The following is a 15,316-nucleotide window of genomic DNA, read 5'->3' as shown; positions in this document are numbered from 1 at the left end:
ATGACCTCTGTAACCAATCCACCCGACGCTCTTACTCCTTTTCCCGATCATACCCAGCTTCCTGAGTCCGATGGTACGTTTGTGAAAAATTGGCAAGAACATCCCCAAAGCATTCTACTAACTGACTCAATCACACTCTTCCTTAAGCAATTAAATCTTGAAGGTGAATACTGTATAGGGCAAGACTTAGGCATTTACTGGCGCTTGACCGATCCTCCTGAAAAAGGCGCAGAAGCACCAGATTGGTTTTATGTACCGAATGTACCGTTTTTGCTCAATGGACAAACGCGACGTTCTTATGTGTTGTGGCGAGAATTTATTGCCCCGTTGATTGTCTTAGAATTTGTCTCTGGGGACGGTAGTGAAGAACGGGATAAAACTCCTTTGAAGGGTAAATTTTGGATTTATGAGCAAGTTATTCGTCCTCCCTTTTACGGCATTTATGAAGCGAGTAAAGCCAGCCTAGAAGTTTATCATCTGATTGAAGGGCGGTATCAAATTTTACCAGTAAATGAACGAGGACATTATCCTATAGTTGCTTTGGGTGTTGAATTAGGTTTATGGCAGGGAGAATATCAGAATGTGGAATTACCCTGGCTGCGTTGGTGGGATTTACAAGGTAATTTGTTGTTGAATGGCGATGAAAGAGCCGAACAGGAATCTCAAAGAGCTGAACAGGAATCCCAAAGAGCTGAACAGGAATCCCAAAGGGCTGAACAGGAATCTCAAAGAGCCGATCGCTTAGCTGCCCAATTGCGATCGCTCGGCGTTGAACCAGAAACCTAATACCGTACTACGAATTACTAATTATCAATTAAAAAAAGGCTGGTGTAAAAGAGTCATCTGTGGCTTAATTTGTTTAGACACAAATTTTTACTGCTATCAGGGTAATCACGATGACAAATAGACCTCCTTCCGAACCGGAGTCATCTCAAAAAACTGCCCTTGGCTTTGATGAATTTATAGCCATTCTGGTTGCCTTCGCCACTATCGGAGCGATTCTTTTTTGGTCATTGTCTCGTAGGGATTCTAGTTGGAACTTAAACGGGCTACTGTTGCCTTCCTCCACTCCGTCTCCTAGTGTTCAACCAAATCAAGTATTGCCCTCTCCTGCTGCCAAGGTAAAACCTTATGCAGTCCCCAACAACGTTTTGCCGTCTTCTCCACCTGAAGCTATTGTTGAACCCACAACACGTTCATTCCCAACTAACAGCGCAACTCCTTACCGCGCAATATTACCATCTATTCTGATAATCCCAACTCAATCCCCACAACCACAAACATCTGTATCCTCTCCCACAGAACTTGAGTCATCAGTTAAATCATCAGCGTTGCCTTTAGTAACTCCGGCAAAACCAAAATCAATCATTCCGCCGCCAATTGCATTTAATGATGTGCCGAATAATTTTTGGAGTCGGCGTTTTATAGACGTTCTTTCTGCCCGTGGGATTCTCAAAGGGTTTCCTGATTACTCTTTTAGACCAAATCAGCCTGTAAACCGTGCTGAATTTGCTGCTATCCTGCAAAAAGCCTTTGAGCAAGAACCGTCTAAGACTGCGATCGCATTTCAAGATGTACCAACAAAATTCTGGGCAACTCCAGCAATTGACCAAGCCATCAGTGCCGGATTTCTCAAAGGCTACCCGAAAAAAACCTTCAAACCACAACAAAATATTTCACGAGTGCAAGTTTTAGTTGCCCTTGTCAGTGGGTTGAATTTGAAAGCACCCACTTCCCCAAATCAGATTATCAGTGTCTATAAAGATGCTAAAGATATTCCACCTTATGCTACTGGCAAAATCGCTGCTGCTACAACCAATGGTCTGGTAGTTAACTATCCAAATCCCCAAATCCTCGATCCCAACAAAGTAGCTAGTCGGGCACAAGTGGCAGCAATGATTCATCAAGCTTTAGTAAAACGGGGCAAATTGGAGGCAATTACATCTCCTAATATAGTGCGTAGGCGTAGCCTGCCGCAGGCATCGCCCAAAATATCTTCAGAATTTTTGCAGACTCCAAAACCGAACCCAAAAGTTAAATTGCCCACCAGAGGTTCGTCTCAACAATAATTATCAATTCGTAATTCAACCAAGGATTTAGAAGGAGCGAGTTCTATACGAAGTGTTAATCAACTTCGTAGGGAATTTTGAGAGAAGTCTGAACGCCGACTTTCGGCGTTCAGACTTCGGTAATTAGGAATTACAGCATACTTCTACACAGAGCAAGCTACACGTAGCGTCTGGTAGAGAAGCGATAATTAGATACTAAGCTTCTGGAATTTGTTTACCGACAACTTGTGATTTAAGAGTGGTGATTTCACTAGTTAACTCTTTCCTGGTTGAGGCTTTGAGTAAATAGCGGTAAACAAACCAGGCAGAGTAACCAATACCGATCAACTCAAAAGTAGGTGCTACCAACGGGATATCATTCAAAGCATCTAATATTGCCAAGAGTACTTTAACTCCAACAATTGATCCTACAATTAAACCAATTGTTACCAGGGGTTGCTTATATTGATTAAAGAAGCTTCCCAGATATTCTGGCAATGTTGCTAAAAAGGTAGAAATTTGCTCTCCGTATTTTAGCCATTCGTCTTGAGACTGTGCAGGAGGCTGAAGTTTGGTGATGGTTCCCGTCTGAGTGTTGATCTCTGCCACTGTAGTATCTTTGGATGCGGTTTCGGTAAATTCTTGTTCTGGCATTTTCACTCCTATGAATTTGACAGTTGAGTTTTTCTAATTTGGATAATTACAACCAAAAGGTTGTTGATTAGTTAATGCACTTGTGCATCAGTTCAATTAGGTGAAGGGCACAAAAGGGTTTTAGTGTCCTATAACCATAATTGACCCGTACTATCTACTGCATCAACTACAAGGTAGACAGTCAGTAGGAGGATAAAACTCAGAAGGCAGCAGATGTATTATAATCAACTTCCTGAGTTCTATTTTTGGAATCAACTGGAATCCTCAGGTTGTGATTATCCCATTCCATGTCATTTGCTCATAATCGTACTAAATATTAAGTACAAATCATGCAAAAATCAGTCTACCTCTAATTTATATAAGCCTAGAAGCCGATTTTATCTGATATTAAAGCTATCTTAAGCCGCGTTCGTCAATTAAGGCATTCGTATTGATTTTAATACGTAATAAAAATTTTTGTGTGTTAAGATGGACTAGACTTTTAACCTATTTTATGATATATACGCCTGGGATGAGGTAGTAGGCAGACAAGGGGACAAGGGGACAAGGGGACAAGGCGATAAGGAAACAAGGGAGACAAAGGGAAATTATTGAACAAATCTCTCCCAAGTCTCCCCCTCTTCCTTGTCTACCTTGTCTCTTCTTCATACCCAATGCCCAATGCCCAATGCCCAATGCCCAATGCCCAATGCCCCATACTCCATCCCCAACAAGTATCTAACCTTTTGTTTTTTTCCTGATTGTATTAATTTTATAGAGAAGCAGTAAGGTAGAGTAGTGGCGTAGGCGATCGCAAGAACTTATTGCTTGCTATCAACCGCATATTGAAGAAAGTAGTGTGGTAAGGAGAAGACGCTCTCAGGCGGGTCTTTAGTGCAGAAAACTATATCGTTGCTCCTAAAAAAAGTGAATTTCTATCAAAGTTAGTAATTATACTTAGTAAAAATGTTGTAAAATTTACTTATATAATTTAAGGTGATGCTAATTATCTAGCAAGCAATGATTTGCTCTGGCGATAAAAGAAGATAATGTAGATGTTAATGACTAAATTAAGGTATTTTGACAATCTAGACTAATTTTGATTATTTTTGCGGGAAGGCAAGGAGGTTTGAGAAATGCCAACTCAAAAGCCAACCCCTATCTACAGCAGTTCAGAAAGCAAAAAAGTGTTAGCTGAAGAGCCATCGACAGACGAACTCCCAACTATAGAATTTCCTTCACGAGGAAAACTCAAAGCTAGTTCTTGGCGTATCCATCAAAAAATTGGCTATGGGTACTTTGTAGCTATCGGAATTGGCTTTTTTGGCTCACTGACTGGGTTAGTGATTGCTAATTACTATCGGGGAAGGGAAGTTAGACAATTCAATCAAGCTTATGAACAAGGACAACTACTGAGTAATTATAAAGATGCAGTAGTAGGGGCGCAATTACATAGTTCTAACCTAGTTGCTGTATTAGAAAATTCACAACAACTGCAAAGTAAAAAAGCTGATTTTTTGAAGAATGTTGAAAAAGCCAAGCAACTAGAGTCAAATATTGGCGGATTTATCGATAGTAAACCTAAAAGATTAGCAGCAACAAGTTCGACTTTACAGACCTTATTGCTGGATTATAAGACTAATTTAAAAGCCTACGTTGACCAAATAGAAGTCGTATTACAGAAAATTGATTCCCCAAAAGTACAACCTCAGAAGATTTCCTCTGCCCGATCGCAGTTATTAACAATAATGCGTGGTGAAACAGCCATGCAGCTAGACCAGCTTTCTCAAAGCTTGACTAACATTCTGCAAACTGCACAAGAGCAAGAGCAAGAAAGGCAAAAAGCCGTTGAGCAGGCGAGAATAGTTGAGCGATTCATCGTGATCGTGAGTATGCTGGTTTCGGTAGCGATCGCAGCTATTGTCGCTTGGCGTACCAGTCGGGCGATCGCTGAACCAGTTATCACTGTAACCCAAGTAGCTGAACAAGTTGCCAGGAAACATAATTTCGACTTGCGAGCACCCGTCACCACTGAAGATGAAATTGGCCTACTCGCCAAATCTTTAAATCGTCTAATTGAGCGAGTATCTGAGCGAACCAAAGAACTACAACAAGCTAAAGAATTAGCCGAAGCTGCTAGCAAAGCAAAAAGCGTATTTTTGGCCAATGTCAGCCACGAATTACGCACACCATTAAATGCTGTCATTGGCTTAAGCCAACTACTAGAAGACGACGCTACTGATCTTGGTTTATCAGTAGATTTTATCACAGATTTAGAAACGATTAACGCTGCTGGTAAGCATCTACTGCACTTGATTAACGAAATCCTCGACTTGTCAAAAATTGAAGCGGGGAAAATGACCTTGTATCCTGAGACATTCGAGATTGCAACGCTGATTCATAACGTTGTCCTCACAGTCAAACCAGCTATAGAAAAAAATGCCAATGTTTTAGAAGTGAATTTTGATGAGCAACTTGGCACCATGTATGCCGATCAAACTAGGATGCGGCAGGTGTTGTTAAACTTACTCAGCAACGCCAGTAAATTTACTACAAACGGCAAGGTGACGCTGACAGTCAACAGAGAAAAGGATGAATTCCGACTGGAGGCTCCTTTGGGCAGCATTATTTTCACCGTTACCGACACAGGTATTGGTATGTCTAACCATCAACAACAGCAGTTATTTCAACCTTTTACACAAGGTGATACCTCAACTACGAAAAAGTATGGAGGTACGGGACTGGGATTAGCAATTAGCCGCCACTTTTGCCAGATGATGGGTGGTGAAATTATTGTCAAAAGTCAGCCAGGTATTGGCTCTACTTTCACTATTCGTCTGCCAATGACTGTGCAGGATTGAATTGGGCATTGGGCATTGGGCATTGGGCATGGGCTAAACAGGGCATGAAGAAGAGACAAGGTAGACAAGGAAGAGGGGGGAGACTTGGGAGAGATTTGTTCAATAATTCCCCTTGTCCCCTTGTCTCCCTTGTCTTCCGACTCCCCTGCTCCTCCTCATTTGGGAATCCTTTGCCGAATTAAGTAATAATAGTCACCCTCCCTGTATCCAAGTCGTAACGACCTCCGACAATTTTCAATTTGCCGGACTCCACCTGCTCAGTTAAAAGCTTTGAGTGCTTCAACCGTTCAATTTGATATTGCACATTTGCCACCACAGCGTTTTCAACTGCATCACCCGACTGATCCTTGACCTTTGTTACGGCTGGCTTAATTGCCTTAACAAAAGTACTAATATCACCAAGTAACGATTGGTTTTGGACAGCAGCGGTTACAGCCCCGCAACGCTCATGACCCATCACCATCAATAGCGGAGAACCTAACAAGACAACTGCATATTCAATACTGCCGATCGCTTCATGTGTAGCAATATTTCCGGCAATCCGAACATCAAAAATGTCCCCAATGCCTTGATCAAAAACAATTTCTGCGGGTACTCGTGAATCCGCACAACTAAGAATAGTTGCAAATGGATGTTGAGCTTGAGCAACTTCCTGCAACCGCAGTGCAGATTGATCGGGGTATTGAGGATGATGCTGAATAAATCGCTGATTTCCCTCTATCAGCTTTTGTAAGGCTGCATCGGGACTGAGGGATTCAGGAGAAGTTGAGGGTATTTCGGCAGCTTTCGCCTGTTCAACCCGCCAGAGTAAATCGCTGGCAGATAACATCATCCCAAATGCCCCGGTCATTCCTAACTTCAAAAAGTCACGACGTTCCATGAAATGCTTCATTGAATTTATCACTCTCCTACATCGACGCGACACATCTGACAGAGCGAATCTCCATCACATCGGAAACGTAGCAAGTACCTCCGAACTTATTAAGGAGTGGTTTGATATTTTCGACAACAGGCTTGAGTTGTTCTGGCATACAAAACGCGAGGATGTAAACATTATCAAGCATGGTCATGTCTAAATCTTCTGTCGTTCCTCGTAATCCTTTACCAGCAACATTTCGGATTATGGCATGGTTATGTACACCCGACTTGTCTAATTTCTCTAAAATTTTGGCAAGCTCAAAGGAGTTGGCGATAATTTCTATCTTTTTAACTACGTGCATATTCTTAGCTCCAAAATAGGTTAATTCCGTAGAGATATAACGGAATTCCCACAATAATATTGAATGGAAATGTCACTGCTAAAGCGGTGGAAACATACAGGCTGGGATTTGCTTCTGGTACAGTCATTCGCATCGCTGCTGGGACAGCAATGTAAGAAGCACTGGCACACAATACAGCGAACAACAGTGAATCTCCGCGAGGCATACCGATGAATTTGGCGATCGCTAACCCAACGCCTGCATTGAGTATTGGAATTAGTATGGCAAATAAAATCAGGAAAACTCCGGTTTTTTGCAAGTCTTTAATTCTTCTAGCAGCCACCAATCCCATGTCTAGTAAGAAGAAAGTGAGAACGCCATAAAATAACCCTTGAGTAAAGGGTTCTAATACATGCCAACCGTGTTCTCCTGTCAAGACACCTATCAATAGACTACCGACTAATAGAAAAACTGAACTATTAAGAAATGCTTCTTGCAAAACTTCCGGCCACGAAAACTCTCGCTTTCCATCGTTGGTGAATATATTCACCAAAATTAGACCAACTATAATCGCTGGAGATTCCATCAGGGCAAGGGCTGCTACCATGTAACCATCAAAAGTAATGCCAAGCTCAGTCAAAAAAGCGCTAGCCGTGATGAAGGTAACGGCACTGATAGAACCGTAGGTGGCTGCGATCGCCGCCGCATCGTAAGTATCCAATTTCAACTTCAGGATAAAAAAGGTGTAAATTGGAACAACACAAGCCATCATCATCGCTGCCGCGAGTGTGAGAACTACTTCCTGATTTACACCGCTTTTGATTAGTTCTACCCCTCCTTTAAAACCAATCGCAAGCAGCAGATACAACGAAAAGAGTTTGGGCACTGGTGCGGGAATTTCTAGATCGGACTTGACAAAAACAGCACTCATGCCTAAAAAGAAAAACAAGACTGGCGGATTTAAAATGTTGGATACAATTAAGCTAAAATCCATATCCACCCCTCCTTGTATTGGTTAAACCTGAAATTAAAGAAATTTTTCATCTTTAAAAATTTAACGGTTGAATCATGATGTATCGTGTATTGCTACCCTATGTCAATTGGGTACGCAAGGAGTGAATAGTCCTATTGGTGACAATACTTATTGGTTAGGTGTTAAACAACGCTGAGAACAGAAAAAGTGAGAGCTTGCCCAACATTTTTTGATGTTGGATTCCCCGTCGCTGATCTTACGACAGAAAGTGTCAGAAGAACTGACGATCAACCTATGTAGCGTATGAAAAATTAACGTATTGTAGGGACAATACCTTGCGGGAAGCCGTTTTGCGTCTACATGAATTGCCTATACACAAACCTTGCTTAAATCCTAGTATTTTTTGATTTATATTTATAACAGTTTTGTAAATCCCGCTTGCTGAAAATGACGGTCAGATGTAAAAGCTTGAGTAATCCCCTCCTGTGTCATCACCGCAAAGCTAATACAGTCAGTTAACCCCCAATCTTTATCAGGACGCTGGCTATATAACATCCAACCTTCATCCAACAATTTTTGACCAAAAGGGATGATTTGCACACTTTTTAAAAGTCGCAAACTGTTGATGAAAGCAACTGTCTGAACACGGCTGACTGGTGTACACAGAGCATCTGCAACCTCCAATAGTATAAACTCTGTTGTCACCAAGGGTATTTCTAAGCGCAGAAGTCTATCCATTACCTCACTTGCCTGGTGATGAAGATTATCCCTAATATTAAGAAGGGCAATCCAGGCAGCTGTGTCTACAAAAACTTTCGTCAAAGTTATGATTCTCGCTTTGGCATTCCATAGAGATAATGGTCATGCTGGTATGCCAAGTCGTCAATATCTGTATCAACTGCACAGTTTTTGATCAACTGCCTCAGTTTATCCCAATCTGAGTCTTCTGGCGTTGCTGGCCCAAGTGTAGGGTTTTCTTCGACAAACACGATTATAACTGACTGTCCCTCATGCCCTTCAATTGGTTCGTTAGGATGAACCACACCGTTTTGGAATGTGCCTTTGACTGACAGCATAGCTTTTTCTTGCTTCTACATAAATCATGATAGAGTACCATTCTGGTTAAGAATATTGCCACACAATCTTTGTTGACCAACTTTCGTTAGGATATTGTAACCTGGGCAATAGCAACTCTCTATTGATGTGACGCCAGGCGTAGGCGTAGCCCGTCGGAGACATCGCTTTTTCACATCCATGACAACAACCATCGACTTTCTCAGTCACCTTAACCCCAGTCAACGTCAAGCTGTCGAACATTACTGCGGCCCGTTGCTAGTTGTTGCTGGCGCAGGTTCCGGTAAAACCCGAGCGCTGACTTATCGCATTGCGAATCTAATTCTGAAACACCGTGTCGATCCAGAAAATATCCTGGCGGTTACTTTTACCAACAAAGCCGCGCGGGAAATGAAAGACCGGATTCAACGGCTGTTTGCTGAACAACTGGCGATGAAACAACACGGTCAGCGTTTAGAGTTGTTGACAGAATACCAACAAACGCTACTGCGATCGCAAGTTTACAAAGATACGATCAAAGACTTATGGTGTGGCACTTTCCACAGTCTATTTTCTCGCATTCTCCGCTTTGATATTGAAAAATATATAGACGAAAAAGGACGGCGTTGGAATCGCAATTTCTCTATCTTTGATGAATCAGATGTCATCAGTCTGATCAAAGAAATCGTTAATAAAGAGCTAAATTTAGACGATAAGAAGTTTGATGCCCGCTCTGTCCGCTACGCTATTAGTAATGCGAAAAACCAAGGTTTATCACCCCAAGAATTTGAGCGAGATCAACCTAATTATCGCGGACGGGTAATTGCCCAAGTTTATAATTTATATCAAGATAAATTAGCACAAAACAATGCTCTCGACTTTGACGATCTAATCCTTGTACCTACGAGATTATTTCAACAAAACGAGCAAGTATTGGGTTACTGGCATCGCAAGTTTCGTCATATACTCGTAGATGAATATCAAGATACTAACCGCACTCAGTATCAACTGATTAATTTATTAGTTACTAATGGCGAAACCAAAAAGAGCGAATGGGAATGGGAAAATCGCTCAGTTTTTGTTGTCGGCGATGCAGACCAATCAATTTACAGCTTTCGGATGGCAGATTTCACCATCTTGCTAGGATTTCAGGAAGACTTTGGCGATGGTTTGGTAGATGATGACACCCGGACGATGGTTAAGTTAGAAGAAAACTATCGTTCTTGTGAAAATATTCTCCAAGCAGCTAATGAACTAATTGAAAATAACACTCAACGGATTGATAAAATCCTGAAGGCGACACGGGGGGCGGGTGAACAGATTACTTATCATAAAGCCGATGAAGAACTTGCAGAAGCGGCATTTGTAATTAATCAAATTAGCACTTTAAAAAATCAAAATCCCGAGTTGGACTGGGGTAGTTTTGCCATACTTTATCGAACGAATGCCCAATCTCGTCCCTTTGAAGAATTGTTGGTGAAATATCAAATTCCTTACACAGTTGTGGGAGGAATGAGATTTTACGATCGCAAAGAAATTAAAGATGTCATCGCATATTTAAGAGCGATCGCTAACCCAGCTGATACAGTCAGTTTATTGCGAGTTATCAATACTCCTCGCCGGGGAGTTGGCAAAACGACTATTGATGCTTTGGTGAACGCCTCCCAACAACTAGGGACAACCCTGTGGGAAATACTCAGCGACGAAACATCAGTTAATACATTAGCTGGACGGGCGACAAAAGCTGTAAATAGCTTTGCCGCAATGATTAGCCGTTGGCAAGGACAAATCGGTACGCTTCCCGTGACTGAGGTTTTGCAAGGAATATTAGAAGATTCTGGTTACGTTCAAGACTTGATGAATCAAGGCACAGATGAAGCCACAGATCGGATACAAAACGTTCAGGAACTTTACAACGCCGCGCTGCAATTTCAAGAAGAAAACGAAGAGGTTTCCCTGCGAGAATTTCTCAATAGTGCCGCCCTCAGTTCCGATTTAGATAATTTAAAAGAAGGGCAAACAGCCGTTTCTTTGATGACTTTGCACGCTTCCAAAGGTTTAGAATTTCCTGTGGTGTTTCTGGTGGGATTAGAACAAGGGCTATTTCCCGGCTTTCGTTCCCTAAGCGATCCTGCATCTTTGGAAGAAGAACGTCGCTTGTGTTATGTGGGGATTACTCGCGCCCAAGAAAGGTTGTATTTATCACACGCGCGTGAACGCCGTTTGTATGGTTCTCGTGAACCTGCTGTGCGATCGCAATTTCTCGACGAATTACCAGAAGAATTATTAACTACTCAACGCCTGAGTCGTCAAAGTTATACTAAAAGTGCTTCTACTCCCAATGGAAAACAAGATACAAAGCAGAATTGGCAAGTAGGCGATCAAGTATTACATAAAACTTTTGGTCTTGGTGAAATCACTCATGTTTTTGGAACGGGTAGTAAGATGTCTGTAGCTATTAAATTTGCTAACTTAGGACAAAAAATTGTTGACCCCAGAGTAGCGCAGTTGCAACGAGTAGAGTAAGCTTTTACGCAAAGAAAATTGCACATTAACTAGTGAAGGTTGTCCTTTGTCAAAAGTCCTTTGTCTTTAGAAACACTTCTGGACTAATGACTAATGACGATCTATACGGAGTTTGTGCAATAAATATATAGGCGCATTAGTTTAAGAGGTATATAAACGACCAAATAGACTATATTTTGATGGTGCATTGCTACAGAACAAGCTGTGTCAACTACAGAAGAAGCATTTATAGCTCCAGAACATAACTAAAGCTCCTGTTTTACTTAATCATTTTTGGATTTTTTATAATTAATCATTAAATTTCTTAAATATAACTTTAGTTTTACTTATCTAAAAACGAGTTATTTGTAACTAAAATACCAACATTTATAAGTTGAGCTTAGGTTGTATTAATTCTAGCTTCTTCTGAACTTATTAAAGTATGAGTTTTTGTAACTTATTGTTTTTCATATTTCAATTTCTTTAAAGTGTTCAACAGTGGGAAATGGCTGATAAAAATGATGCAGAAGTTTTTTCCACTCTTGATACTCAACAGAATTTCTAAATCCTACAGTATGAGATTCTAAAGTTTCCCAGTTGACAAGTAATAAGTATTTACCTTTGACTTCTATACATTTATGCAATTCATGGGATAAATATCCATCCATTGAGGAAATAATTTTAGAAGCTTTTTTGAAAGTAGCTTCAAAATCGGATTCTAGACCAGATTTGACATGAAGTATAACTGCCTCAAGAATCATAAAGTTTTGCGGTGATAATTAAGCTAATGTTATTTAGTATAATGTGAATGTGATGTCTACGACAGGCTACGCCTACGTACATATTTTATTTAATTAAAAATAATTCTTGAAAAAATAGCTAATAGCAGCACAGAACGGAGTATATTGACCGTTAGCATCCAGTTCTTCATAACCTTGAGCAAGTAGCTGTATTTCTGCTTCAGTTAAACCATCAGTAGCAAGCAATGCAGCGTCAATTGCTAGCCTACGCATATTTTGTAGCTTGCTGATATTGAGTGCAAGCTTCTCAATCGTTGTTTCAGCAGCAGCTTTTTTAGCTGGATCATCTGTTGGTTGAATTTCGCCAGAAGCAGGGTATTTAAAAAAATCAGCGCAGGTTATTTCTAGAGGCGAAACCATCAAATGTCCGTCGTACCAGTTATCTTTTCTATGACCACAATGTACTGGTACTCGATATTGCTTTTCATCTTCACCTTGACATGACACCATGAGATTTGTGTATTCATAAGTCAAGTGTGTATAAATACTTTTGGGTTTCAAGTGTTCAATATGGCATTCATTCCTTGTGATCGAAGCACCACAGTAGCAACAGATATAACCTTGTTCACAAAGCAATGCCTTAAACACATCATTTTTCACTGATTGTTTGAATTTTATCCAAGGAAGTATCTTACCGCCAAGCTTCTTATTCCATTTAGTTAAGCTAATTGGTTTTGCACCCTTTTTTATGTACTTCATCTATTGAGAATTTCCTTTCGCCGAATGAGTACATCCGCTTTAACAAACTCTGGCTCATCTGCTCCAATTTCAATAGCCAATTGTTGACGTAATTGCCTAGCACCTTCAATATTTCCAGCATCAATTAGTCGAAAAAGCTCTAAAAGACTTTCCTTAATTTCCTGGGGACGTTCTGGAACACCCATGAGGTCTTCTAAAATGCGATTGCTGTCTCTCCCAAAGGAACTTTCTGGTTTTTTAACAACAACACCTTCGTCTGTTTTTTCTAAAATGTAAATTCCTTCTGGCTTGACTTGGCTAATTACTTGAGGCGAATGGGTGGTGACGATAAATTGGCAATTGGGAAATGTTCTTGTCAAAGCAGGAATAATTTCTCGTTGCCATTTAGGGTGCAAATGTAACTCAATTTCATCAATTAAAACAACACCCTCACCTTCGAGCGGTTCTGTTAAACCTGGGTTAGCGATCGCTAATCGTCTCGCTAAATCTCCCACCATAGCCAGCAAGCATTTCTCACCATCAGATAGTTGATTAACTATAAGTTCCTCACCTTTTTTTTTGAGAGTCATTCGCAGTGGAGAACGTTCAACCTGCAAGTTTAAAAATTCTGGTATTAAAGAAGAGATGGACTGTCTTACTGCTTCTAATTGTTTGTCTCTATAATCAGGATTATCTCTTCTCCTCTCATTTTCTAAATCTTCTCGATTTCTAAACCATTCAAAAAAGATTTTGAAGTCAATTTTACCTCCCGTAAGTGCTTGATTATATGCATCCACTTGCTTAAATGAACTTACCTCTGAAATCTCTAAAGGCATATCAATAACAGCACGATTAACAGGGTAGTAAACTACTAAATGAATGTTGGATTGAGAATTATTTTCTAATTGTTGTCGTAGATAATCAATCGCAGTTTGTAGCCCTAGTTTTGAGTATTTAAAACTAGAAATACTAGGGAATTTAGCAAGATCATTAGCCACAGACTCAGAAATTTTATCCACTATAGTTGGTAATATGGGATTTAATATTTCTTGCAATTCTTTATATTCAATATCCGAAAATTCTTGACTACCCGAATTTTTTAAAGATTTTGCAATATCTGCGACTAAATTTATAGCAAAATCTTCAATTACTGGTTGTAGCGGCACAGATGATTTGCTGTCACCTATCTGAAATAAATTGATAGACAAAGCCACTTCCTGCAAATTATCTAGCACGGTAATAACTTCAGCGCGTATTTCGTTACGACCACTACTTGTATCTTGTTTGCTGAAGGAACGAATAGAATCAGGAGAGTCCTGAATTTTTCCCGTAACCTGTGACATAATAATAGCCAGACAATCAAGAATACTTGATTTGCCCACGCCATTAATACCAATAAGTACTGTTGGCTGGGTTTCATCAAACTCAAGCGTTAAATCGTTAATTCCACGAAATGATTGTATTTTCAAGCGCTTGACTTTCATATTTTTAACTAGGCTTAATGTAATTTGGTGGATAAGTATCGCCTACACTACATCTGTTAAATATCTTGCAGTATTATGAGATTACGCTGATTTCAACTGAATAATGCCTTTATCAAAAACGCGATTATCAGTAGCGATCGCACTTATTTCTATTCTATCTTTATACACTTCATAAGAGGCAAAACTTAAATCACTAGTAGAATATCCTGTCCACTCAGAACGTCCTACAGGACGATTCCCTGCACCTGCACCACAAATTAAGTAAGTTGTACCATCAATAGCACGAGTACGTTCATAACTATGTTCGTGACCATTGATGTAAAGTTGAACGCCGTATTTTTGAAATAGAGGAGTAAAAGTTTTAATAAAATCTGGATTACTCCCATACTGACCCGATGAATAAATCGGATGATGACCAAACACTACTTTCCAAGGAGCATTACTCAGACTTAATTCTTTTTCTAACCAACTTAGCTGGTTTTTCCAATCAGCATTACTATTAGTATCTAAAGCAAAAAATTGCACAGTTCCACGGCGAAATGTATAGTAACGTCCTTTCATATTAAAGCCAGCATACTTGACTTGTGGATCGCCATTGGCAGTACGAATATCGTGATTACCTAAACAAGCCTGAAATTTCACACCTTGCTTGAGTAAACCTTGATAGGGACGCTCAAAAACTGCATTAATTTTCTCAATTTCGCCGTTATTATAAATGTTGTCTCCAGCTAAAACGACTAAATCATAAGGATTTTTCTGATGATATGCATTCATTGCTCTAGCCACAGCATACTGTCCCTTAGCCCCAGTTCCCGTATCTGCTACAGATACAAAACGTAATAACAAGTCTTTTTTGGCTGGGTTGGCGGCTATAGCTGTTGTTGAATCGCTAATATCAGCACTTTGATGATTTTGAGGAGCAAACATCCAGCTTAAAAAACCTGTACTAATGGCGCTAACGCTACTTAAAAATACAAATTGACGGCGTTTCAGTTTCATAAGTCACCAAATTTAATAAATAGTCAGTTTAGCGGAAACAATGAAATGATACATTAATGCAAAAGAAGGCAGCACCAGTAATA

Annotated in this window: 14 protein-coding genes; 4 read left to right on the top strand and 10 right to left on the bottom strand. The window is 40.2% G+C overall.

What is annotated here, in order from left to right; genetic code table 11:
- A complete protein-coding gene (locus tag V7K56_RS36815) occupies nt 1-786 on the top strand; it encodes a Uma2 family endonuclease (RefSeq protein WP_334919116.1) in 786 nt (261 codons plus the stop codon).
- Between the two features lie 110 nt (nt 787-896).
- Entirely contained in the window at nt 897-2,069 is a 1,173-nt protein-coding gene (locus V7K56_RS36810) for an S-layer homology domain-containing protein (RefSeq protein ID WP_334919115.1), read from the top strand.
- A 195-nt stretch (nt 2,070-2,264) separates the two neighbouring features.
- Here V7K56_RS36810 and V7K56_RS36805 read toward each other — a convergent pair whose 3' ends face one another.
- The gene (locus V7K56_RS36805; protein WP_334919113.1) at nt 2,265-2,702 is read right to left on the bottom strand and encodes a CAAD domain-containing protein; all 438 of its coding nucleotides are present in this window, start codon (nt 2,700-2,702) and stop codon (nt 2,265-2,267) included.
- Between the two features lie 1,115 nt (nt 2,703-3,817).
- Here V7K56_RS36805 and V7K56_RS36800 point away from each other — a divergent pair.
- The gene (locus V7K56_RS36800) at nt 3,818-5,542 is read left to right on the top strand and encodes a sensor histidine kinase (protein WP_334919111.1); all 1,725 of its coding nucleotides are present in this window, start codon (nt 3,818-3,820) and stop codon (nt 5,540-5,542) included.
- A 178-nt stretch (nt 5,543-5,720) separates the two neighbouring features.
- Here the strand turns inward: V7K56_RS36800 and V7K56_RS36795 are convergent, their stop codons facing one another.
- From V7K56_RS36795 to V7K56_RS36775, 5 genes are all read right to left on the bottom strand, one after another.
- Nucleotides 5,721-6,422, bottom strand: a complete 702-nt coding sequence (locus V7K56_RS36795) for a carbonic anhydrase (protein WP_334919109.1) — start codon at nt 6,420-6,422, stop codon at nt 5,721-5,723.
- Nucleotides 6,423-6,450: 28 nt separating this feature from the next.
- Entirely contained in the window at nt 6,451-6,762 is a 312-nt protein-coding gene (locus tag V7K56_RS36790; RefSeq protein WP_334919107.1) for a P-II family nitrogen regulator, read from the bottom strand.
- 4 nt (nt 6,763-6,766) lie between these two features.
- Nucleotides 6,767-7,735, bottom strand: coding sequence for a sodium-dependent bicarbonate transport family permease (locus V7K56_RS36785; RefSeq protein ID WP_334919105.1), 969 nt, complete (start codon nt 7,733-7,735; stop codon nt 6,767-6,769).
- A 393-nt stretch (nt 7,736-8,128) separates the two neighbouring features.
- On the bottom strand, nt 8,129-8,536 hold the full coding sequence (locus V7K56_RS36780; protein ID WP_334919103.1) for a type II toxin-antitoxin system VapC family toxin: 408 nt from the start codon (nt 8,534-8,536) through the stop codon (nt 8,129-8,131).
- 2 nt (nt 8,537-8,538) lie between these two features.
- Entirely contained in the window at nt 8,539-8,790 is a 252-nt protein-coding gene (locus V7K56_RS36775) for a hypothetical protein (protein ID WP_334919101.1), read from the bottom strand.
- A 178-nt stretch (nt 8,791-8,968) separates the two neighbouring features.
- Between V7K56_RS36775 and pcrA the strand changes: the two genes are divergently transcribed.
- A complete protein-coding gene (gene pcrA, locus V7K56_RS36770) occupies nt 8,969-11,293 on the top strand; it encodes a DNA helicase PcrA (RefSeq protein WP_334919138.1) in 2,325 nt (774 codons plus the stop codon).
- Nucleotides 11,294-11,739: 446 nt separating this feature from the next.
- On the opposite strand, the gene V7K56_RS36765 is transcribed toward pcrA, so the two are convergent.
- The 4 genes from V7K56_RS36765 to V7K56_RS36750 all read right to left on the bottom strand — a co-directional run bounded on the left by V7K56_RS36765 (nt 11,740) and on the right by V7K56_RS36750 (nt 15,233).
- Nucleotides 11,740-12,033: an antibiotic biosynthesis monooxygenase family protein gene (locus V7K56_RS36765; protein WP_334919099.1), complete on the bottom strand. Its 294-nt coding sequence runs from the start codon at nt 12,031-12,033 to the stop codon at nt 11,740-11,742.
- 93 nt (nt 12,034-12,126) lie between these two features.
- Nucleotides 12,127-12,771 carry a retron system putative HNH endonuclease gene (locus tag V7K56_RS36760; RefSeq protein ID WP_334919097.1) on the bottom strand — a complete coding sequence of 215 codons (645 nt, stop codon included), beginning with the start codon at nt 12,769-12,771 and terminating at the stop codon, nt 12,127-12,129.
- Nucleotides 12,768-14,234: an AAA family ATPase gene (locus tag V7K56_RS36755; RefSeq protein WP_334919095.1), complete on the bottom strand. Its 1,467-nt coding sequence runs from the start codon at nt 14,232-14,234 to the stop codon at nt 12,768-12,770. Before V7K56_RS36755 ends, V7K56_RS36760 begins: the two co-directional genes overlap by 4 nt.
- A gap of 81 nt (nt 14,235-14,315) precedes the next feature.
- Nucleotides 14,316-15,233 carry a metallophosphoesterase family protein gene (locus tag V7K56_RS36750; RefSeq protein WP_334919093.1) on the bottom strand — a complete coding sequence of 306 codons (918 nt, stop codon included), beginning with the start codon at nt 15,231-15,233 and terminating at the stop codon, nt 14,316-14,318.
- Nucleotides 15,234-15,316: the final 83 nt, after the last annotated feature.

Origin of the sequence: Nostoc sp. (assembly GCF_036917535.1) — a bacterium.
Lineage (GTDB): Bacteria > Cyanobacteriota > Cyanobacteriia > Cyanobacteriales > Nostocaceae > Nostoc.
Note: the sequence above shows the minus strand (reverse complement) of the source record. Positions and strands in the feature narration are given on the sequence as shown.

What these genes read in the sequence shown, in the direction of transcription:
- V7K56_RS36750 (WP_334919093.1), bottom strand. Translation starts at nt 15,233, where the DNA reads ATGAAACTGAAACGCCGTCAATTTGTATTTTTAAGTAGCGTTAGCGCC.
- V7K56_RS36790 (WP_334919107.1), bottom strand. Translation starts at nt 6,762, where the DNA reads ATGCACGTAGTTAAAAAGATAGAAATTATCGCCAACTCCTTTGAGCTT.
- V7K56_RS36755 (WP_334919095.1), bottom strand. Translation starts at nt 14,234, where the DNA reads ATGAAAGTCAAGCGCTTGAAAATACAATCATTTCGTGGAATTAACGAT.
- V7K56_RS36795 (WP_334919109.1), bottom strand. Translation starts at nt 6,422, where the DNA reads ATGGAACGTCGTGACTTTTTGAAGTTAGGAATGACCGGGGCATTTGGG.
- V7K56_RS36800 (WP_334919111.1), top strand. Translation starts at nt 3,818, where the DNA reads ATGCCAACTCAAAAGCCAACCCCTATCTACAGCAGTTCAGAAAGCAAA.
- pcrA (WP_334919138.1), top strand. Translation starts at nt 8,969, where the DNA reads ATGACAACAACCATCGACTTTCTCAGTCACCTTAACCCCAGTCAACGT.
- V7K56_RS36805 (WP_334919113.1), bottom strand. Translation starts at nt 2,702, where the DNA reads ATGCCAGAACAAGAATTTACCGAAACCGCATCCAAAGATACTACAGTG.
- V7K56_RS36785 (WP_334919105.1), bottom strand. Translation starts at nt 7,735, where the DNA reads ATGGATTTTAGCTTAATTGTATCCAACATTTTAAATCCGCCAGTCTTG.
- V7K56_RS36775 (WP_334919101.1), bottom strand. Translation starts at nt 8,790, where the DNA reads ATGCTGTCAGTCAAAGGCACATTCCAAAACGGTGTGGTTCATCCTAAC.
- V7K56_RS36810 (WP_334919115.1), top strand. Translation starts at nt 897, where the DNA reads ATGACAAATAGACCTCCTTCCGAACCGGAGTCATCTCAAAAAACTGCC.
- V7K56_RS36765 (WP_334919099.1), bottom strand. Translation starts at nt 12,033, where the DNA reads ATGATTCTTGAGGCAGTTATACTTCATGTCAAATCTGGTCTAGAATCC.
- V7K56_RS36760 (WP_334919097.1), bottom strand. Translation starts at nt 12,771, where the DNA reads ATGAAGTACATAAAAAAGGGTGCAAAACCAATTAGCTTAACTAAATGG.
- V7K56_RS36815 (WP_334919116.1), top strand. Translation starts at nt 1, where the DNA reads ATGACCTCTGTAACCAATCCACCCGACGCTCTTACTCCTTTTCCCGAT.